At 72.3% G+C, this 19356-nt stretch carries 20 protein-coding genes and 1 tRNA gene; 12 read left to right on the forward strand and 9 right to left on the reverse strand.

Features of this window, described 5'->3' with window-relative positions; genetic code table 11:
- Nucleotides 1–60: 60 nt before the first annotated feature.
- A complete protein-coding gene (gene trpS / locus ACIPYW_RS02445; RefSeq protein ID WP_400412495.1) occupies nt 61–1077 on the forward strand; it encodes a tryptophan--tRNA ligase in 1017 nt (338 codons plus the stop codon).
- A 382-nt stretch (nt 1078–1459) separates the two neighbouring features.
- Here trpS and ACIPYW_RS02450 read toward each other — a convergent pair.
- A tRNA-Gln gene (locus ACIPYW_RS02450) sits at nt 1460–1531 on the reverse strand.
- 94 nt (nt 1532–1625) lie between these two features.
- Between ACIPYW_RS02450 and ACIPYW_RS02455 the strand changes: the two genes are divergently transcribed.
- The 3 genes from ACIPYW_RS02455 (at nt 1626) to ACIPYW_RS02465 (ending at nt 3249) form a co-directional block, all read left to right on the forward strand.
- Nucleotides 1626–2120: a MarR family winged helix-turn-helix transcriptional regulator gene (locus tag ACIPYW_RS02455; protein WP_400410439.1), complete on the forward strand. Its 495-nt coding sequence runs from the start codon at nt 1626–1628 to the stop codon at nt 2118–2120.
- Between the two features lie 38 nt (nt 2121–2158).
- Nucleotides 2159–2599: a VOC family protein gene (locus tag ACIPYW_RS02460; protein ID WP_400410441.1), complete on the forward strand. Its 441-nt coding sequence runs from the start codon at nt 2159–2161 to the stop codon at nt 2597–2599.
- A gap of 68 nt (nt 2600–2667) precedes the next feature.
- Complete coding sequence (locus ACIPYW_RS02465) at nt 2668–3249, forward strand: hypothetical protein (RefSeq protein WP_400410443.1); 582 nt, start codon at nt 2668–2670, stop codon at nt 3247–3249.
- A 9-nt stretch (nt 3250–3258) separates the two neighbouring features.
- On the opposite strand, the gene ACIPYW_RS02470 is transcribed toward ACIPYW_RS02465, so the two are convergent.
- The 7 genes from ACIPYW_RS02470 to glp form a co-directional block, all read right to left on the reverse strand.
- Nucleotides 3259–5163, reverse strand: coding sequence for an ABC-F family ATP-binding cassette domain-containing protein (locus ACIPYW_RS02470; protein WP_400410445.1), 1905 nt, complete (start codon nt 5161–5163; stop codon nt 3259–3261).
- Between the two features lie 82 nt (nt 5164–5245).
- A complete protein-coding gene (locus ACIPYW_RS02475; RefSeq protein WP_290132741.1) occupies nt 5246–5644 on the reverse strand; it encodes a PLD nuclease N-terminal domain-containing protein in 399 nt (132 codons plus the stop codon).
- A 129-nt stretch (nt 5645–5773) separates the two neighbouring features.
- Entirely contained in the window at nt 5774–6355 is a 582-nt protein-coding gene (locus ACIPYW_RS02480) for a hypothetical protein (RefSeq protein ID WP_400410447.1), read from the reverse strand.
- Between the two features lie 58 nt (nt 6356–6413).
- Nucleotides 6414–6854 carry a molybdenum cofactor biosynthesis protein MoaE gene (locus ACIPYW_RS02485; protein WP_400410449.1) on the reverse strand — a complete coding sequence of 147 codons (441 nt, stop codon included), beginning with the start codon at nt 6852–6854 and terminating at the stop codon, nt 6414–6416.
- Nucleotides 6851–7363, reverse strand: a complete 513-nt coding sequence (locus tag ACIPYW_RS02490) for a molybdenum cofactor biosynthesis protein B (RefSeq protein ID WP_400410451.1) — start codon at nt 7361–7363, stop codon at nt 6851–6853. Before ACIPYW_RS02490 ends, ACIPYW_RS02485 begins: the two co-directional genes overlap by 4 nt.
- The gene (gene moaC / locus ACIPYW_RS02495; RefSeq protein WP_400410453.1) at nt 7360–7833 is read right to left on the reverse strand and encodes a cyclic pyranopterin monophosphate synthase MoaC; all 474 of its coding nucleotides are present in this window, start codon (nt 7831–7833) and stop codon (nt 7360–7362) included. The genes ACIPYW_RS02490 and moaC overlap by 4 nt, the downstream gene beginning before the upstream one ends.
- A complete protein-coding gene (gene glp, locus ACIPYW_RS02500; RefSeq protein ID WP_400410455.1) occupies nt 7834–9078 on the reverse strand; it encodes a gephyrin-like molybdotransferase Glp in 1245 nt (414 codons plus the stop codon).
- 120 nt (nt 9079–9198) lie between these two features.
- Here glp and ACIPYW_RS02505 point away from each other — a divergent pair, with 120 nt between their 5' ends.
- The 8 genes from ACIPYW_RS02505 (at nt 9199) to ACIPYW_RS02540 (ending at nt 18400) form a co-directional block, all read left to right on the forward strand.
- Nucleotides 9199–10047, forward strand: a complete 849-nt coding sequence (locus ACIPYW_RS02505; protein ID WP_400410457.1) for an MTAP family purine nucleoside phosphorylase — start codon at nt 9199–9201, stop codon at nt 10045–10047.
- Nucleotides 10044–11213, forward strand: coding sequence for an NAD-dependent epimerase/dehydratase family protein (locus ACIPYW_RS02510; protein WP_400410459.1), 1170 nt, complete (start codon nt 10044–10046; stop codon nt 11211–11213). Before ACIPYW_RS02505 ends, ACIPYW_RS02510 begins: the two co-directional genes overlap by 4 nt.
- 356 nt (nt 11214–11569) lie before the next feature.
- Entirely contained in the window at nt 11570–12379 is an 810-nt protein-coding gene (locus ACIPYW_RS02515) for a glycosyltransferase family 2 protein (protein WP_400410461.1), read from the forward strand.
- Nucleotides 12376–13011: a DUF2064 domain-containing protein gene (locus ACIPYW_RS02520; RefSeq protein WP_400410463.1), complete on the forward strand. Its 636-nt coding sequence runs from the start codon at nt 12376–12378 to the stop codon at nt 13009–13011. Before ACIPYW_RS02515 ends, ACIPYW_RS02520 begins: the two co-directional genes overlap by 4 nt.
- Nucleotides 13008–13670, forward strand: coding sequence for a methyltransferase domain-containing protein (locus tag ACIPYW_RS02525; protein ID WP_400410465.1), 663 nt, complete (start codon nt 13008–13010; stop codon nt 13668–13670). The genes ACIPYW_RS02520 and ACIPYW_RS02525 overlap by 4 nt, the downstream gene beginning before the upstream one ends.
- Before the next feature lie 62 nt (nt 13671–13732).
- Nucleotides 13733–13996: a hypothetical protein gene (locus ACIPYW_RS02530; RefSeq protein WP_400410466.1), complete on the forward strand. Its 264-nt coding sequence runs from the start codon at nt 13733–13735 to the stop codon at nt 13994–13996.
- 177 nt (nt 13997–14173) lie between these two features.
- Nucleotides 14174–15793: a phosphoglucomutase (alpha-D-glucose-1,6-bisphosphate-dependent) gene (gene pgm / locus ACIPYW_RS02535; RefSeq protein WP_400410468.1), complete on the forward strand. Its 1620-nt coding sequence runs from the start codon at nt 14174–14176 to the stop codon at nt 15791–15793.
- Between the two features lie 138 nt (nt 15794–15931).
- Nucleotides 15932–18400, forward strand: a complete 2469-nt coding sequence (locus ACIPYW_RS02540; RefSeq protein WP_400410470.1) for a DHA2 family efflux MFS transporter permease subunit — start codon at nt 15932–15934, stop codon at nt 18398–18400.
- Between the two features lie 33 nt (nt 18401–18433).
- Here ACIPYW_RS02540 and ACIPYW_RS02545 read toward each other — a convergent pair whose 3' ends face one another.
- Nucleotides 18434–19309, reverse strand: a complete 876-nt coding sequence (locus ACIPYW_RS02545; protein ID WP_400410472.1) for a DNA-methyltransferase — start codon at nt 19307–19309, stop codon at nt 18434–18436.
- Between the last annotated feature and the right edge of the window lie 47 nt (nt 19310–19356).

Here is a 19356-nt window from a genome sequence, read left to right on the forward strand (position 1 = left end):
GCCCTTCTCTCTTTCGAAAGGGCAACACCGGTGGACACCTTCACTGCAACGCAAGACCGCATGGCAGCGCTCGATGCCCGCATCGCAGCACACCCCGACCAATTCCGCGTCCTCACCGGAGAACGACCAACGGGCCGGCTCCACCTCGGCCATTACTTCGGCACGATCCTTGAACGGGTCACGCTGCAGGGTCAAGGCGTCGAAACGTTCCTCGTCCTGGCGGACTACCAAGTCATCACGGACCGCGACACCGCTGAGAACGTGGCCACGAACGTCCATGACGCGGTGCTCGACTACCTCGCCGCCGGCCTCGACCCGACATCGACGACGATCTTCACCCACTCGTCCGTGCCGGCGCTCAACCAGCTCCTCCTGCCGTTCCTCAGCCTCGTCACCGAAGCCGAACTCCACCGAAACCCCACGGTCAAGGCCGAGCTCGCTGCATCGGGACGCGCGCTCAGCGGCCTGATGCTGACCTACCCAGTCCACCAAGCAGCGGACATCCTCTTCTGCAAGGGCAACCTCGTTCCGGTCGGGAAGGACAACCTGCCCCACGTCGAACTGACCAGGACCGTCGCCCGCCGCTTCAATGACCGCTACGGCGACCTGTTTCCAGAACCGGAACCGCTCATCACCGCCGCACCCGAGGTGCCAGGCGTGGATGGCCGGAAGATGTCCAAGAGCTACGGCAACGCGATCGCACTCGGCATGACCGAGGACGAAACCGCTGCGGTCATCCGCCGCGCGACGACCGACAGTGAGCGGCACATCACCTTCGATCCGGAAGGCCGCCCGGGCGTCGCAGCACTCCTCACAACGGCAGCGCTCTGCGCTGGCACGACTCCCGAGATCATCGCTGAGCGCATCGGCTCGAAGGGTGCCGCCGAGCTGAAACGCGTAACGACAGACGCCGTCAACGACCGCTTCACTACACACCGACGTCGACGAGCAGAACTCGCCCAAGACAGGTCCACAGTCACAGACGTGCTGCAAGCCGGGATCGAACGCGCGAACACCATCGCAGACACAACCCTCGACGAAGTCCGAAGCATTATGAGCATGAACTACACCCGGTAAGAGTCGAGGGCAACGAACAGTCGACCCGTCTCAATAGGCGGTCGTGAAGCGAGTGAACTGGCGCGCGGAGGGCGTGCGCGCAACTGACTTCGTTGAGGTGTCGCAGATGAGTGGTCCGTTTCGGATTGCGTCAGCGGGACGTCATACGGACGGGTGCGAGAGCGACGACAGGGTCCTTCCGCGTCACTACCGGACGGCTGGGAAGCGATGCGCGTCGGCCGCTGCCGACGCGCGATGTTGCCAGGGCGGGCTCGCCACTGTCCTGTGTCTGGCATGTTCCTGACACAGGCGCCACCCATCACCCCAAGAGTGCGCAGTCGGGGCAGCAGTGGCTCGTCTACTGATCTGCTCCTCAGGGCGGGAGGGGGGGAACTCGTCCCCGCTCCGCCTCCAGGATTCGAACCCGGACCTAACGGCACCAAAGGCCGTCGTGCTGCCGTTACACCAAGGCGGAACACACCCGGCGGGGTGGAGCCCACCGAGTGCCCGACCATCCTCCCATGCCCCGGTCGGTGGCCGTGCGCTCCCGGTTCGGCCAAGATGGGGGGATGCCGCAGGAGGACGAGGTCGACCGGATCGTCGCGGCGTGGGGCCGGGAGCGTGACGACCTCGACTTCGCTCCGCTCGAGGTGTTCTCGCGGGTGGACCGGTTGGCGCGACACCTCGACCGGGCACGCCGCGCAGCGTTCGACGCGAGCGGGGTCGAGCCGTGGGAGTTCGACGTCCTGTCGGCGCTCCGGCGGGCGGGCGAGCCGTACGAGCTGAGCCCGAAGACCCTGCTGCAGCAGACGCTGGTGTCGAGCGGCACGATGACGAACCGCGTCGACCGGTTGGCGGCGAGGGGTTTGGTGAGCCGCCGGACGGACCCGCGCGACGGGCGCGGGATCCTCGTGGCGCTGACGGTGTCCGGACGGCAGGCGGTGGACGCCGCGATCGCCGACCTGCTCGACGCCGAACGCGGGATCCTCGACGAGGTGTCCGGGCCGGAGCAGGCGCAGCTGTCCGCCCTGCTGCGACGGCTGATCCTCGGCCTGGGCGACTGAGAGCAACCGGGCGCGACCGGCCGGACTAGCCTGCGGCCATGCACGCGATCACCCTGGCTGTGGCGGACGTCGAGCGTTCGGCCGCGTTCTACCGCGACCTGCTCGGCATCGAGGGCAGCGGCGTCATCGGCACCGAGTACCCGCGAACGGACTCGCAAGCGGGCGGGACGACGGCGATGTTCACGCTCGACGACGGTCTGATCGTGAGCGTGTACGCCCGCGAGGACATGGCGCTCGACTCCGGCGTCGAACTCCCGCACGGTCCGACCTCGACCATCGGGCACTTCGTCGGCTCGCAGTCCGATACAGACGCGTTCCTCGACCGTGCGCGGGCCGCGGGCGCGACGATGCTCGCGGCGCCGTACACACGTCCGTGGGGCATGTACTCCGGCTTCTTCCAGGACCCGGACGGCCACCTCTGGGAGGTCGTGGCGAACCCGGGCGGCGGCGACCCGGCGGATGCGTCGCCTGCCGCGTAGCGACGGGCTGGCTCGCGAGGCCCGAACGGGGGAACGCTCCACCGCGCCCGCTGCCCTACGGTTGCGTGGTGGACATCGGGCGGGCAGTGGTCGGGGCGAGTGCGGTCGGGGCGGTGGTGCTCGCCATCGGGCTGGGCATCGTCACGGCGCCGGGGAACACCCTCTCCGTGACACCCGGTCGGGGCATCGCGTGCGGGTCGTACCCAGACGGCACGACCACCGCTGCCGCATGGTTCATGGTCGAGTTCGAGAACCCGACCGGGCGGAGCGTCCACGTCGCCGACGTCGGTCCGGTCAGTGTCGAGGGGGCCGACGTGACACCGCTGCAGGTGGTCGTGCACGACGACGGAACACCAGCCGGGCTGTGGGTCACGGACGCTCCGGTGATGCCGCACGAGTTCGGCCGGACGGTGGCGATCGGTGCGGGCTGGACCGTTCCGGCGCACGGCAGGCTCGACCTCGTCGGGCGCCTGGTCGTGCACCCGGGCGCGAGCGTCGGACGCGTCGACGGGTTCACCGCCACGTCGGCCGGACCGCTCTGGACGACGCACACGGCCACGCTCGACCAGTCCTTCGCCATCGGCGTGGGTGACGGGAACTCGGGGCCGGCCATCGGCTGCGGCTCGTCGTTCCTCATCGACGACGCGTAGCCCGGACGACTACACCCCGAGCTGCTCCGCGACCTCGAGCCAGCGCTCCTCGAGCGACTCGACCTCGGCCTCGAGCGCCCCGAGCTTCGCCTGCAGCGCACCGAGGCCCGCGTAGTCGGACTGGTCGTGCGCCGCGAACGCGTCGAGGACCTCCTGCCGGTCGGCGCCGACACGGGCGATCCGTCGGTCGAGCGCCGACATCTCCTTCTCCGCCGCCCGACGCTCCGCACCCGAGAGCGCTGGAGCGGCGGCCGCGGCCGCAGCGGCCGGCATGCCGGACGCAGCAGCAGCGCCTCCGGCCCCGGCCCCGCCCGCCGGCCCGGCCACGCTGCCGGCCGAGCCGGTCCCACCTGCCGTGTCGGGCCTCCCGGCAGCAGCGGCGGCAGCCGCCGACGCGGTCGCGGGAACCGAGCCCGACGCACGCAGCCGCATGTACTCGTCGACCCCGCCGGGGAGGTGCCGGAGGTGCCCGCCGAGCACGGCGTACTGCTGGTCGGTGACGCGTTCGAGCAGGTAGCGGTCGTGCGAGACCACGAGGAGCGTGCCCGGCCAGGTGTCGAGCAGGTCCTCCATCGCGGCGAGCATGTCCGTGTCGAGGTCGTTCGTGGGCTCGTCGAGGATGAGCACGTTCGGTTCGTCGAGCAGGATGAGCATGAGCTGGAGCCGTCGCTTCTGCCCACCGCTGAGGTCCTTGACCGGTGTCGAGAGCTGCGCGGAGGTGAAGCCGAGGCGCTCGAGCAGCTGCGACGGCGTCATCTCCTTGCCGTCTGCGACGTAACTCGTCTTCTTGCGGGCGACGACCTCGCGGACACGGTCGTCCGCGAACTGCTGCAGGTCGGCGAGCTGCTGGTCGAGCACCGCGACCTGGACGGTCTTGCCGGTCTTCACGCGGCCCGTGGTGGGCTGGAGCTTGCCGGACACCAGGTTGAGCAGCGTCGACTTGCCCGCGCCGTTCGGCCCGAGGATGCCGGTCCGCTCCCCCGGCGCGATCCGCCACTCGACGTCCCGGAGGATGACGTCGTCGCCGAACGTGACACCGGCGTCGAGCAGGTCGACGACGTCCTTGCCGAGGCGCGCGGTCGCCATCTGCGAGAGCGCGACGGTGTCGCGGATCGGCGGGACGTCGTCGATGAGGGCGTTCGCCGCGTCGATGCGGAACTTCGGCTTGCTGGTCCGGGCGGGGGCGCCTCGACGGAGCCACGCGAGCTCCTTGCGGGCGAGGTTCTGCCGGCGCTGCTCGGACGCCGCCGCCTGCCGGTCACGTTCGACGCGCTGGAGGATGTACGCCGCGTAGCCGCCCTCGAAGGGGTCGACGATGCCGTCGTGGACCTCCCACGTGTCGGTCGACACGGCGTCGAGGAACCACCGGTCGTGTGTCACGACGACGAGACCGCCCTGGTTCGCGGACCACCGCCGCTTGATGTGGTCGGCGAGCCACTGGATGCCCTCGACGTCGAGGTGGTTCGTCGGCTCGTCGAGGAACAGCACGTCCCAGTCGCCGACGAGGAGCTTCGCGAGGGCGATGCGTCGCCGCTGACCTCCCGAGAGGTCGTCGACGTTCGCCTCCCACGGGATGTCCGACACGAGGCCGCCGATGATGTCGCGGATCGTCGGGTCGCCGGCCCACTCGTGCTCGGCTCGGTCGCCGACGACGGTCGCGCCGACGGTCGCGCCCGCCGGCAGGACGTCGCGCTGGTCGAGGTACCCGACCGTCAGACCGCGGCGGTGTGTGACCCGGCCGTCGTCCGGCTCGATCCGCTTCGAGAGGAGCGCGAGGAGCGTCGACTTGCCGTCGCCGTTCCGGCCGACCACGCCGATGCGGTCGCCCTCGTCGATGCCGAGGGTGACGCTGTCGAAGACGACACGGGTGGGGAACTCGAGATGCAGGTTCTCGGCGCCGAGGAGATGAGCCACCCGACAAGGGTACGGGGGCGCGCGGCGGGCGCGGTCGCGATCGCGTTGCGGTCGATCCGTAGGGTCGGCCTGGAGGCGCGGCTCAGCTCGACGGGGTCGGGTCGCCTTCGCCGGCTGCTTCCTTCGCGCGCTTCAGGCGCGCCTGCGCCTCCCAGTACTCGATCTCGCGCTCGAGGTCGGCGAGTTCCTGTTCGGTGCCGCTGACGCGTTTGTCGCCGTGGGCCGACCGGGCCTCCCCGAGGGTGGCGTACCGGTCCTCGTGGCGGACCGGATCGAGGTAGCGGCCGTGGTTCCGCTCGCCGGGTGCCCAGTCGTGACCGACGGCGAACCACACGATCGGGCCGACGACGGGGACGAAGATGCAGATGAGGACCCAGGCGAGCTTCGGCAGCCCGCGGATCTCGGCGTCGGTCTTCGTCAGGATGTCGATCAGGGCGAAGACGAGCAGGAGGGTCCCCGCCCCGTACAGCAGCACGCTCATGAGGTCGAATTCTATGGACCGGCCGAGAGCCCGGCTACGCCCCGAACGCGTGCCGCGGTTGCGATCGGGCAACGGTCTCCTGCGACGGCGTACAGGCTCGTCGCCAGGGTGCGACCGGTCGCGCGTGGGTCACTCGGCCTCGTGGGCGAGGTACCGCTGCGCCGTGGACGCCGAGCGGATCGAGATCGCCCCGGACCCGAGCCCCACCACGGCCCATCCGGCGTTCAGCGCCCAGAGGTCACCGGCGACGAGCGCAGCGGCGGCGCCGATCGTGACGATCGCCGCGGGCAGCACGGTGGACGCTGTCCGGACCCGCTGGAGCGCCGTGGCGCGGACGACGTCGAGCCGGTCCTCGGGTGCCCGCTCGCGCTCGCGGATCACGCGGCGGAGCGCGTCCTGCTCCCGCGGGAGCAGGACGTCCGTCACCGGGGGCGACACGCGGCCGCGTCGGCGGTCCCGCGCCGCCAGGACCAGGGACGCGACGAGGACGGCCGTGTACGCGACCAGGCCGGTCCACGCAATGGCCCACCGGCCGGTCGAGTCGGGCGGGAACACGAGGCCGACGACGAGGACGAGCGCCGCGGGGAGCACGAGCAGCGCGGTCGCGCGAGCGACGGAGAACCGGCGTGGGGCCGGCAACGCGAGCACGTCCAGCGCTCGGGCCTCGGCCGCTGCCCACCGCTGCTCAGCCCGTTCGACGGTGTCGGTCATCGTGCCCCTCATCGCTGCTCGCCGCGGCCTCCAGCCAACCAGGTGGCCTGGGGATCCGTCAGAGGGCGGCGACCCACTCGTCGGAGCCGTCGAGGAAGCGCTGGTGCTTCCAGATCGGGGTACGTTCCTTCACGAGGTCGATGAGGGCCGCACAGGCAGCGAAGGCCTGCGCCCGGTGCGGCGAGGCGACGGCGGCGGCGAGCGCGACGTCCCCCACCACGAGGGCTCCGACCCGGTGCAGCACGGCGATCCGGACGCCGGGGTGGTCCGCTGCGATCGTCTCGGCGACCTCGCGGAGCACGGCGGACGCGGTCGGGTGCCCCTCGTAGTCGAGCGCGGTGACGCCCCTGCCGCCGTCGTGGTCGCGGACGACCCCGGCGAACGTCACGACGGCGCCGTCACGGTCGGAGGCCACGGCGGTGCTCGTCTCCTCGACGGTCACGTCGCGGTCGACGACGTCCGCGAGCAGGACCCGCCCGGAAGCCTGCGCCCCGGTCACGAGGCGCTCCGCGGGGCGTGCCCGTCACCGTGGAGCTGGGCGAGCACGTGGTCGAGCAGCCCGTCGAGGACGTCGAGCCCGTCGGCCACGCCGCCTCGGGACCCCGGAAGCGTGACGATGAACGTTCCGCCGGCGGCGATCCCGGCGACTCCGCGGCTGAGGAGTGCGGTCGGTCCGGCCCCGGCGAGGCCCCGGCGCCGGATCTCCTCCACGATCCCGGGGAGTTCGAGGTCGAGCAGGGGTGCGACGGCCTCGGGCGTGCGGTCGGTGGGGGTGACACCGGTACCGCCGGTGGTGATGACGACCCGGGCGCCGGCGAGGACCTCGCCCGTGATCGTCTCCGCGATCGGACCACCGTCGGGCACTATCGTCGGTTCCGCCACCGTGAAGCCGTGCTCGCGGAGCCAGGCGGCGATCACGGGCCCGGTGCGGTCGAGTGCGGGGTCCGCCGCGGCCTGCGTGGAGACGACGAGCACGCCGGCTCGCCCCCTCGTCGGTTCGGACGTCATCGGTCTGCATCCCAGTCGCCCGAGCGGCCGCCGTGCTTCTCGAGCACCCGGACGTCGGTGATGGTCGCTGCTCGGTCGACGGCCTTGACCATGTCGTACACCGTGAGCGCGCCGACGCTGGCGCCGGTAAGAGCCTCCATCTCGACGCCGGTGCGCGAGGTGGTGCGGACGGACACCTCGACCACGACGCGGTCGTCGGTGCCCGTGATGTCGACCTGCACCCCCGAGATCGGCAGCGGGTGGCAGAGCGGGACGAGGTCGGAGGTCTTCTTCACCGCCATGATCGCGGCGATGCGCGCGGTGCCGATGACCTCGCCCTTGGGCAGTGAGCCGTCGAGGATCCGGGCGACGACGTCGGGCCGGGTCACGAGGGTCGCGGTCGCGGTGGCCGAGCGGTCGGTGACGTCCTTGTCGGAGACGTCGACCATGTGGGCCGATCCGTCGGCGCGGACGTGGGAGAGGTCGGTCATCTACAGACTCCAGACGGTGAGCGGGTCACCCGGTTCGACGGCGGCGGTGCCGACGGGGACGTGGACGAGGTGCGTCGCGGCGGCGTAGTGCGCGAGGAGGTGGGAGCTCGGGCCGCCGACCAGGTGGACACGGCCGTCCTCCACTCTGCCGCGTCGGACCTGGTGCTTGGCCTCGGGCGAGACGGCGGCCTCGGCTGCGGGCAGCACCTGCACGGGGCGGTCGGCGGGCAGCCCGACGAGCGGGGCGAGCACGGGGCGGAGGAACACCTCGAACGAGACGAGCGCCGAGACGGGGTTGCCGGGGAACGCGATCACGGGGACGGCTCGGTGGCCGAACGTCACCGTGCCGAGTGCCTGCGGGCCACCGGGCTGCATCGCGACCGGCGTCACCTCGAGCCCGCGCGGCTCGAGCGCCTGCCGCACGACCTCGTACGCACCCGCGCTGATCCCACCGGTCGTCAGGACGAGGTCAGCCCAGTCGCCGACGGCCTCGGTGACGCCCGCGAGGAACGCGGTCTCGTCGTCGGGGACCACGACGGTGCGGGCCTCGGCACCGACCTCGGCGAGCGCGGCGGTCAGCGCCACGCCGTTCGCGTCGCCGATGCCCGCACCGTGGACGTCGACACCGACGAGTTCGGAGCCGGTGCTGACGACGAGCACCCGGACCGGCCGGACGACGTCGACCTGTTCCACGCCGGCTGCGGCGAGCGCACCGAGGAGCGCCGGGGCGACGAACGCCCCGGCCTCGGCCACGACCCCGCCCCGGGGCAGGTCGGAACCGGTGGTGCGGACGAAGTCCCCCGCGGTGACGTCGTCGGGCACGTGGACGCGGTCGAGCGTCAACGCCGCGGGGAACGCGCCGACGTCGGTGCGTTCGACGGGGAAGACGGCATCGGCCCCGTCGGGGATCCGCGCGCCGGTCATGATCGGCGCGGCGGCACCGGGCGGGAGCGGGGCAGGGACCCGGCCCGCGGGGATCGGAGCAGCGACCGTGAGGGCCCGGCCGGCGTCGGCGGCGCGGACGGCGAAGCCGTCCATCTGGCTGTTGTCGAACGCGGGGAGCGCGACCGGTGCGACGACGCGTGTCGCGAGCCGACGGCGTGCCCCGGCGCGGGCGTCGGCGGCGAGGTCGACGGTGCGCAGGGCCTCCAGGCAGGGACGGTCGGACGTGCCGGGCGTGAGCTGCGCGGTGACCGGGGCGAGCAGCGCAGCCACCGCTTCGGCGTGTCGACCGATCGTTCGCACAGGGCCCTCCGAAGTCGTGGACGGAGCAAGGGGACGTGAGCTGCCCGGCGGAACCGCCGTCAGGGAGCGTCAGTAGCGTATCCAGCGCGCAACCCGCGCCGAGGACGATTCGGAGGACCTGTGGAGAACGACGTGACGATCGGTGTGATCGGTGGATCGGGCCTGTACGAGCTGTTCGAGCCGGGCACGGCGGAGGAGCGGACCGTCGCGACGCCGTTCGGCGAGACCTCCAGCCCGATCAGCATCGGCACCATGTCCGGCCGACGCGTGGCGTTCCTCACCCGGCACGGCCGGTCGCACTCGGTCGCACCGCACCGCATCAACCACCGTGCGAACACCTGGGCCCTGCGCTCGCTCGGCGTCCGGGCGATCGTCTCGTCGAGCGCCGTCGGTGGCCTGCACCCGGACTACGCACCCGGCACCTTCGTCGTGACCGACCAGCTCATCGACCGCACCTGGGGCCGCGCGGACACCTTCTTCGAGGACGACGTGCAGCACCTGTCGTTCGCCGACCCCTTCGACCCGGTGCTCCGGGGCGCCGCCGTCGAGGCCGTCGCCGCGCTCGGCGTGCCGCACCGGACGACCGGCACGTGCGTCGTGATCCAGGGCCCGCGGTTCTCGACCCGTGCCGAGTCGGTCTGGATGCGCGAGGCCGGCGGCCACACGATCAACATGACGATGACGCCGGAGGTCCCGCTCGCGGCCGAGCTCGGCATCGGCACGGTGAACCTGTCGTTCGTGACCGACGCCGACGCGGGCCTCGAGCTCGCGGCGGGGCCGGACGACGAGCCGGTCACGCACGCGGCGGTGATGGAGCGGCTCAAGCGGGCGAACGAGGTCATCGTGCGGGCGATCGGGTCGATCGTCGCAGCGATCCCGGAGGACTTCACGCCGCGTGAGCTCGTGCCGACGACCGCGAGCGCGTCGGTCCTGGCGCTGCCGGTGAACGGGCCGGGGGCGTCCGCGTGACCCGGCTGCTCGTCACCGGGGGCGCGGGGTTCATCGGCTCCGCGATCGTCCGGCGGGCGCTGGCCGAGGGGTACGAGGTCCGGGTGCTCGATTCGCTCCGGGCCGACGTGCACGGCGACGACGGCGCGGCGGCCGGCGCGGGCGCGGGCGCGGCGCCCGGCGCGGGCGCGGCGTCCGGCGCGGGCGCGGCGTCCGGCTCGGGTGCGGCGTCCGGCTCGGGCGCCTCCGGCCGGCCCGCGACCGTGCCCGAGGGCGTGGACTTCGTGCGCGGCGACGTCCGTGACGACGCCGTGCTCGACGCCGCACTCGACGGGGTCGACGTCGTCTGCCACCAGGCCGCGAAGGTCGGGCTCGGCGTCGACTTCCAGGACGCTCCCGACTACGTCTCCTCGAACGACACCGGGACGGCGCACGTCCTCGCCGCGATGGACCGGCACGGCATCGGCCGGCTCGTCGTCGCGAGCTCGATGGTCGTCTACGGCGAAGGGGCGTACGCGACCGCTGCCGGCGACCCGACCCGGCCGCCGGCGCGCCGCCGCGAGGACCTCGACGCCGGACGCTTCGACCCGATCGGTGCCGACGGCGAGCCGCTCGTGCCGGGCCTCATCGACGAGGACGCCGCGCTCGACCCGCGCAACGTGTACGCGCAGACGAAGGTGGCGCAGGAGCACCTGGCGTCCTCGTGGGCACGGGCCACCGGCGGCCGGGCGATCGCGCTCCGGTACCACAACGTCTACGGGCCGGGCATGCCCGCCAACACGCCGTACGCCGGTGTCGCGTCCCTGTTCCGCTCGGCGCTCGCGCGGGGTGAAGCCCCCCGGGTGTTCGAGGACGGCCGGCAGCGGCGGGACTTCGTGCACGTGGACGACGTCGCGGGCGCGAACGCGGCGTCGATCGCAGCGACGGCCGACCTGCCGGACGACTCGTTCCGGGCGTACAACGTCGGCTCGGGCACCGTGCACACCATCGGCGAGATGGCCGCCGCGATCGCCGGGCCGGACGGGCCGCAGCCGATCGTCACCGGCGAGTACCGGCTCGGGGACGTCCGGCACGTGACCGCGTCGTCGGAGCGCATCGGGCGGGAGCTCGGGTGGCGCGCCGAGGTCGACTTCGAGCGGGGCATGCGCGAGTTCGCGACGGCGCCGCTGCGGGCCGCGGTGCGCTGAGGCGCGGCGTGGCTCGCGGCCGCGCGCCCCGAGTCTCGTGTGGGCGCGCCCCGAGTCTCGCGCGGCGCGCCCCGAGTCTCGCGCAGGCGGACACGTCTCGCGTTCCGGAGCGCGAGAAGTGTCCGGCAGCACGAGACTCGGCCACGACCCGGCCCGGCCACGGCCCGGCCCGCGCCGCGACCCCTCCACCCCACATCGGGGGACACCGTATCCGGACACCGGGGTACAGCCCGGCCCGGTTCCGGTCAGGCCGCCCGGGCACCGTGGGGACCATGTCGACGACGCCCGCCAGTCCCGCGAACCCCGATCCGCACGGTGACCCCCGTCGATCCGGCCGTCCGCACCGAACAGACGGCATGAACGTCGACGTGATCCTGCCGTGCCTCGACGAGGCCGACGCCCTCCCCCGCGTGATCGGGCGGCTGCCGCAGGGCTACCGGGCGATCGTCGTCGACAACGGTTCGACCGACGGCTCGGCCGACGTCGCCCGCGCGCACGGCGCCACGGTCGTCACCGAGCCCCGCCGCGGATTCGGCTCCGCGTGCGCCGCGGGCGTCGCCGCCGCCACCGCCGACTTCGTCGCGTTCTGCGACGCGGACGCCTCGATGGACCCTGCCGAGCTACCAGGCCTGCTCGACCGCGTCGCGTCGGGTCGCACCGACCTCGCACTCGGCCGCCGCGTCCCGACCTCGCGCGGTGCGTGGGCACCGCACGCACGCTTCGCGAACCGCGTGCTCGCCGTCCTCATGCGCCGCGCCACCGGCTACCGGCTGCGCGACCTCGGGCCGATGCGCGTGATGCGCCGCGAGCAGCTCGTCGCGCTCGACCTGCAGGACCGCCGCAGCGGCTACCCGCTCGAGATGGTCCTCGCGGCGCACGCCGCCGGCCTCCGCGTCGACGAGAGCGACATCGGCTACGCGCAACGCATCGGTGACAGCAAGGTGACCGGCACGCTCCGCGGCACGGTCAACGCGGTCCGCGACATGTCGCGCCTCCTCCGCGCCTACCGCTCCGGCGAGCGCCGTCCTCGCACGGTCACCGACGCCACCCCCGACGCGGCAGCCCCCACCACGACGGGCACGACCGGCCTGGAGGCACGCCCCACCCCCACCGACACCGCTCCCCTCGAGCGCGTGGCCGGTCCCGTCGAGGGGGCGCGCTCGTGACCGCCGTGACGGTCGCGGTGGTCGCCAAGGAGTGCCTGCCCGGTCGCGTGAAGACCCGCCTCATCCCGGCGCTCGGCCCCGAGGGCGCCGCCCGCGTCGCGGCCGCGAGCCTGTCCGACACGCTGGCGACGGTGCGCGCGCTGCCGGCCGCCCGTCGGATCCTGTTCTTCGACGGCGAGGTCGTCCCGGCTGCGGCCGAGGGCTTCCACGTCCTGCCCCAGCCGACCGGAGACCTCGACGAGCGCCTCGGCACCCTCTTCGACGCCGTCCAGGGGCCGCTGCTCCTGGTCGGCATGGACACGCCGCAGGTGCGCCCGTCGGACGTCGCCGCGGTGTTCGAGCAGCCGGAGCGCGACGCCTGGTTCGGACCGGCGGAGGACGGCGGGTTCTGGGCGCTGTACCTGCACGTTCCCGACGGTGCACTCATCCGCGGTGTGCCGATGTCGAAGGACGACACGGGGGCGGTGCAGCGCGCCCGACTGGTGGACGCCGGACTCGACGTCGGTGACCTCGCACCCCTCCTCGACGTGGACGAGATCGCCGACGCCGACCGGGTGGCCGAACTCGCGCCCGACTCCGCGTTCGCCGCCGCCCTGGCGTCCGAACGCACGACCTCCGGAGGTGCCCGATGACCATGCACGCCCCGATGACCTTCGGCGCCGGCGGCGGCGAGCCGTACGCTCGTGCCCTCCGCTCCGACGGACGCCTCCGACTGACCGACCCGAGCCGACCCGGCACGGTCACGACGATGGACGTCGGGCGCTGGAGCGCCGCCGCCGACCGTGTCGACCGGTCGCTGCTCGACGATGCCGACGGTCCGGTCATCGACATCGGCTGCGGCCCGGGTCGGATGCTCGTCGCCGCGCGGGCCGTGGGCCTGCCGTCGCTCGGCGTGGACGTCTCCGCCGAGGCCGTCGCGATCGCCCGCCGTTCCGGAGGTCGGGCGGTGCAGGGTTCGGTCTTCGACCCGGTGCCCGACGAGGGCCACTGGGACACCGCACTCGTGATCGACGGGAACATCGGCATCGGCGGCGACCCCACGGCGCTCCTCGCCCGGTGTCGGGCGATCGTGCGTGTCGGCGGCCGCGTGGTCGTCGAGACGAACCCGGACCGTGACGCCGACCGGGCGTACACCGCCCGCGTGGTCGACGCCGACGGCCACGAGAGCGCCGCGTTCCCGTGGGCCGAGACCGGGCTCGACGCCCTCCACGGCCACGCGGCCGACGCGGGGCTGCTCGCTCGGCAGAGCTGGACGGCCGACGGCCGGACGTTCTGCGAGCTCATCGCCTGACCAGGCCCATCGCGCAACCGGTTGTTTTGCATGATGCAAGACACGGCGGTACCATCGTGCACATGCAGAACCGCGACTTCCCCTTCGGCGGCTCGTACGTGAGCGGCACCACGCGGCGCGACGAGCTCGGCGCGTACACCGCGACCGCGGCACAGCGTCCACTCGGCACCTACACGGGCGTCGCCGTCGCCCGACCGCTCGGACGCTTCGTCGACACACGGTCCGGGCGCGGCACGGCCACGGGTCCGGTCCGGACGGCGACGGGTTCGTTCCGGACCGCGACCGGCTCGCTCCGCACGGCGACGGGCTCCTTCCGCACGGCCTGACCCCCACCTCGGACAGCGCCACCCCACAGACCGCGAGCGGTCGCCCACCGGATCGTCCCCCCACCGATCCGGCTCGGGCGGCCGCTCGCTCCGTTCCGGCAGACGCCGCACGGTCCGTCGCGCGCGCCGGGACGGACGACCAGCACGCGCACCACCACCGGGTGCCAGGATGGGGACATGAACGACCGCGCCGGAACCCCTGCGACCGCCGACGACCTCGTCGACCTCGACGCCCTGCTCGCCGCGTACCACGAGCGCGTCCCGGACGTCTCCGTCCCCGAGCAGAAGGTCGTGTTCGGTACCTCCGGGCACCGCGGTTCGTCCCTCGACACCGCGTTCAACGACACCCACATCGCCGCGATCACGCAGGCGATCGTCGAGTACCGGACCCAGCAGGGCACCGACGGCCCGCTCTTCATCGGTCGTGACACCCACGCACTCTCGGCCCCGGCCGAGCGGACGGCGCTCGAGGTCCTCGCGGCGAACGGCGTCCGGGTGCTCGCCGACAGCGCCGACGGCTTCGTCCCGACCCCGGCCCTCAGCCACGCGATCATCGCCTACAACCGCGCCGGCAACCCGGACACGGCGGACGGCATCGTCATCACCCCGAGCCACAACCCGCCCCGCGACGGTGGCTTCAAGTACAACCCCCCGCACGGTGGCCCGGCCGACAGCGACGCCACCAGCTGGATCGCCGACCGCGCGAACGCCATCATCGCCGGGGGCAACGCCGAGGTGCGTCGCCAGGACGACACCGCGGCCGAGGGCTACGACTACCTCGGCTCCTACGTGGCCGATCTCGAGAACATCATCGACATGGACGCGATCAAGCGCGCCGGCGTCCGCATCGGTGCCGACCCCCTCGGCGGGGCGTCCCTGCCGTACTGGGAGCGCATCCGCGACCACTACGGCCTCGACCTCACGGTGGTGAACCCCGAGGTCGACCCGACCTGGGCGTTCATGACCCTCGACTGGGACGGCAAGATCCGCATGGACCCGTCGAGCGCGAGCGCGATGGCCTCGGTGGTCGCACGCAAGGACGAGTTCGACGTGCTGACGGGCAACGACGCCGACTCCGACCGGCACGGCATCGTGACGCCGGACGGCGGCCTGATGAACCCGAACCACTACCTCGCGGTCGCGATCGAGTACCTGTACGCCCACCGGCCCGAGTGGCGTGACGACGCCGCGATCGGCAAGACCCTCGTCTCGTCGAGCATCATCGACCGGGTCGCGGAGTCCCTCGGACGACGGCTGTGGGAGGTCCCGGTCGGGTTCAAGTGGTTCGTGCCGGGCCTGATCGACGGCTCGGTGGCGTTCGGCGGTGAGGAGTCCGCCGGTGCGAGCTTCCTGCGCAAGGACGGCACCGCGTGGACGACCGACAAGGACGGCATCATCCTGGCGCTCCTCGCGTCGGAGATCATCGCGGTGACCGGCAAGACCCCGTCGCAGCTCTACGCCGAGCTGACCGAGCGGTTCGGCGCGCCGGTCTACCAGCGGGTGGACGCCGCGGCGAGCAAGGAGCAGAAGGCCCGCCTGTCGAAGCTCGACGGCGACGCCATCGCCGCGGACACGCTCGCGGGCGACCCGATCACCGCCAAGCTCTCGAAGGCGCCGGGCAACGACGCGGCGGTCGGCGGCGTCAAGGTGGTCACGGACAAGGCGTGGTTCGCAGCTCGGCCGTCCGGCACCGAGGACGTCTACAAGATCTACGCCGAGAGCTTCGTCGGGCAGGAGCACCTCGAGCAGGTGCAGCGCGAGGCCAAGGAGATCGTCGACGCAGCCCTCGGCGCGTAGCGGGACGCAGGCGTAGCCTCCGGCTGGTCGGCAGCAGCCGGAGGTCTGCCGATCCACTCAGGAACGGGCTCCGGGCGGACCTTCGCCTTGCGGAGGTTGTAACTTTGCACCCAGCGCAAAGTTTCGGGAGACCTGCTCATGACCCAGACCGCGACCGCACCCGCGGCTCCCACGACGTCCTCGAACGCCGTGATGAACCACCGGCAGATCCTGCTGGTGATCTACGGCCTGATGGCCGGCATGTTCCTCGGCGCCCTCGACCAGACGATCGTCGGTACCGCGATCCGCACCATCGGTGACGACCTCCACGGCCTCGACCAGCAGGCGTGGGTGACGACCGGCTACCTGATCGCGTCGACGATCACCACGCCGATCTACGGCAAGCTCTCCGACATCTTCGGTCGCCGCCCGCTGTTCCTCACCGCGATCGGCATCTTCATCGTGGGGTCGCTGCTCGCGTCGTTCTCGACCTCAATGCTCATGCTCGCCGGCTTCCGCGCCCTGCAGGGCCTCGGCGCCGGTGGTCTCATGTCCCTCCCGCTCGCGATCATGGGCGACATGCTCGCTCCGCGTGAGCGCGCCAAGTACCAGGGCTACTTCCTCGCGGTGTTCGGCATCTCGTCCGTGATCGGCCCGCTCGTCGGCGGCCTGTTCGCCGGCGCGAACGAGATCGTGTTCATCGCGGGCTGGCGCTGGGTGTTCCTCATCAACGTCCCGATCGGCATCATCGCGCTGATCATGGTGACGACGTTCCTGCACCTGCCGAAGTTCGGCGACCGCGGCAAGCCCCGCATCGACTGGTGGGGTGCGGCGCTCGTCATCGTCACCCTCGTCCCGCTGCTCCTCGTCGCCGAGCAGGGCCGCGACTGGGGCTGGTGGTCGGCCGGGTCGATCGCCTGCTACGCCATCGGCCTCCTGGGGCTCATCGCGTTCGTCATCGTGGAGCGGGCGATGGGCGACAACGCGATCCTGCCGCTGAAGCTCTTCAACTCGCACGTCTTCTCGATGGCCGCGGTCCTCAGCGTGCTCGTCGGGTTCGGCATGTTCGGCGCGATGCTCACCATCCCGCTGTACCTGCAGATCGTGAAGGGCGTCACGCCGACCGAGTCCGGCTTCGCGATGCTGCCGATGGTCCTCGGCCTGATGATCGCGTCGATCGCCTCGGGTCAGATCATCTCCCGCACGGGCAAGTACCAGGTCTTCCCGGTCACGGGCACGGCGTTCACCGCGATCGGCTTCACGGTGCTGACGTTCCTCACGGCGGACAGCCCGCTGTGGTTCCTCATGCTCGGCATGTTCGGCATCGGCCTCGGGCTCGGGCAGCTCATGCAGACCCTGACCCTCGCCGCGCAGAACTCGGTGTCCCCGCGCGACATCGGTGTCGCCACGAGCGCCGCGACGTTCTTCCGCCAGATCGGCGGCACCATGGGCACGGCTGTCCTGCTCTCCGTCCTGTTCTCGCTCATGCCGACGAACATCACGACGGCGCTGCAGAACGAGTCCACGCTCAAGAGCAGTCTCAACGCCGCGCTGACCCCGTCCGTCGCGAACGCCGCGGACAACAAGGCGGTCATGGAGCAGGTCTGGAACAAGATCGTCGACCCGATCCAGTCGAACGTGCAGGACCAGCTCAACGCGGGCGCCGCGAAGGCCAAGGCCGCCGCGGACGAGGCCGTCACGAAGCAGGTCACCGCGAAGGTCCAGCAGGCCGTCGCCGCCGGGCAGGTCCCGGCAGCCTCCGCCGACTCCGTCATCGCCGAACAGGTCGCGGCAGCCAAGCCCGACGCCGAGCAGCAGGCGCTCGAGCAGGTCGCGTCCCAGGCGAAGGCCGAGGTCGTCGACGGGACGGTCCAGATCGACTACTCGAACGCGACGCAGCGCAGGAACGTCGTCGACGAGGTCGCTCCGACGATCAAGAAGCAGCTCGAGAAGGGCACGACGAGCTCGTCGAGTTCCTCGACGACGAGCGACACGTCGTTCCTCAACGGCGCGGACCCGCGGCTCACCCGGTCCTTCCTCGTCGGCTTCAGCAGCTCCGCGGTCACCGTCTACTACGTCGGCCTCGGCGTGATCCTGCTCGCGTTCGTGCTCACCTGGTTCTTCCGGGTCCCGCCGCTCCGGAAGGTGTCGGCACTGCAGGAGCAGGCGAACGCCGCGAAGGGCGGGCAGGACCGCCTCACCGCCGACGCGCAGGAGGCCGCTGCGAACACGGGTTCGCTCGTCACGCCCCACACCGGGTCGACGGACGTGGTCCCGACCTCGCCGGACGTGACGGTCCCCCGTCAGGACCGGCCGGGAGGCACGGCCTCCCCCGCCACGCCGGTCGCGTCCGACGGACGTTCGGCTCCCACTTCCGCGGACACCCGTGCCCCGCTGCCCGACGCCACGACCCACGGCGCGCACTCGGCTGCCGCGCCGGTGGACGAGCCGCCGACGACGACGGGCACCATCCGGACCCGTCCGGCGCACGCCGCACCGGCCGACGGATCGGCGGGGTCTGCCCCGGACGCGACCACGACGGCGCCGCAGGCCGACCCGGCGGAGGCGAGTCGTGCCTCCCGGCCGTACCAGGGCGACCACCCGCACGGCCGCCACTCGGCCGAGTAGTCGACCGACCGACCAGCCGCCCGTCCTCCGTCGTCAGCCGACGGCGGAGAACGTCGCGCCGGGCAGGCGCCGACGCATGACGTCGATCGCCGCTGCGTTGTCGTCGACGAGCACGTAGCGACGCCCGAGGGTGGTCGCGACGGCCCCGGTGGTGCCGCTGCCGGCGAAGAAGTCGAGCACCCAGTCGCCCTCGCGCGAAGACGCCTGGACGATGCGGCGGAGGACGCCCTCGGGCTTCTGCGTCGGGTAACCGGTCTTCTCACGGCCGGTCGGCGACACGATCGTGTGCCACCAGACGTCCGTCGGCAGCTTGCCGCGCTCCCGCTGCTCGGGCGTCACGAGCCCCGGCGCCATGTACGGCTCGCGGTCCACCGCCGCCGAGTCGAAGTGGTACCGGGCGGGGTCCTTCACGTAGACGAGGATCGTGTCGTGCTTCGTCGGCCACCGGGTCTTCGACTTCGCCCCGAAGTCGTAGGCCCAGACGATCTCGTTGAGGAACGACTCACGGCCGAAGAGCGCGTCGAGCAGCACCTTCGCGTAGTGCGACTCCCGGTAGTCGAGGTGCAGGTAGAGCGTCCCGTCGTCGGCGAGCACCCGCCACGCCTCGAGCAGCCGCGGCTCGAGGAACGACCAGTAGTCGTCGAACCGGTCGTCGAAGCGGAGCAGGTCGCCACGGACCCGCTCGTACGTGCCGCCGCGGAAGCCGGTGACGGTCTCGCGTCGCCCGGGGGCGCCCGGCGCCGTGTCACCCGTGCTCCTGACCGCGGTGCTCGCGTGTCGCCGTTGCTTCCGGCCGGTGTTGAACGGCGGGTCGAGGTAGACGAGCGTGAAGGAGCCGTCGTCGAGGGTCGGCAGGACGTCGAGGGCGTCCCCGTGGACCACCCGGTCCGGTCCGCGGTCGTCGTGCACGGGTCCATCCTCGCGTACGGAGCGCGGTTCACAGTGCGCTCACCGGC

The organism is Curtobacterium sp. NPDC089689 (assembly GCF_044749145.1).
GTDB lineage: Bacteria > Actinomycetota > Actinomycetes > Actinomycetales > Microbacteriaceae > Curtobacterium.

Excerpts from the sequence above, each read along its gene's own strand:
- ACIPYW_RS02460 (WP_400410441.1), top strand. The coding sequence starts at position 2,159 with ATGCACGCGATCACCCTGGCTGTGGCGGACGTCGAGCGTTCGGCCGCG.
- ACIPYW_RS02455 (WP_400410439.1), top strand. The coding sequence starts at position 1,626 with ATGCCGCAGGAGGACGAGGTCGACCGGATCGTCGCGGCGTGGGGCCGG.
- ACIPYW_RS02475 (WP_290132741.1), bottom strand. The coding sequence starts at position 5,644 with ATGAGCGTGCTGCTGTACGGGGCGGGGACCCTCCTGCTCGTCTTCGCC.
- ACIPYW_RS02540 (WP_400410470.1), top strand. The coding sequence starts at position 15,932 with ATGACCCAGACCGCGACCGCACCCGCGGCTCCCACGACGTCCTCGAAC.
- trpS (WP_400412495.1), top strand. The coding sequence starts at position 61 with ATGGCAGCGCTCGATGCCCGCATCGCAGCACACCCCGACCAATTCCGC.
- ACIPYW_RS02525 (WP_400410465.1), top strand. The coding sequence starts at position 13,008 with ATGACCATGCACGCCCCGATGACCTTCGGCGCCGGCGGCGGCGAGCCG.
- ACIPYW_RS02530 (WP_400410466.1), top strand. The coding sequence starts at position 13,733 with ATGCAGAACCGCGACTTCCCCTTCGGCGGCTCGTACGTGAGCGGCACC.
- ACIPYW_RS02515 (WP_400410461.1), top strand. The coding sequence starts at position 11,570 with ATGAACGTCGACGTGATCCTGCCGTGCCTCGACGAGGCCGACGCCCTC.
- ACIPYW_RS02490 (WP_400410451.1), bottom strand. The coding sequence starts at position 7,363 with ATGACGTCCGAACCGACGAGGGGGCGAGCCGGCGTGCTCGTCGTCTCC.
- moaC (WP_400410453.1), bottom strand. The coding sequence starts at position 7,833 with ATGACCGACCTCTCCCACGTCCGCGCCGACGGATCGGCCCACATGGTC.
- ACIPYW_RS02480 (WP_400410447.1), bottom strand. The coding sequence starts at position 6,355 with ATGACCGACACCGTCGAACGGGCTGAGCAGCGGTGGGCAGCGGCCGAG.
- pgm (WP_400410468.1), top strand. The coding sequence starts at position 14,174 with ATGAACGACCGCGCCGGAACCCCTGCGACCGCCGACGACCTCGTCGAC.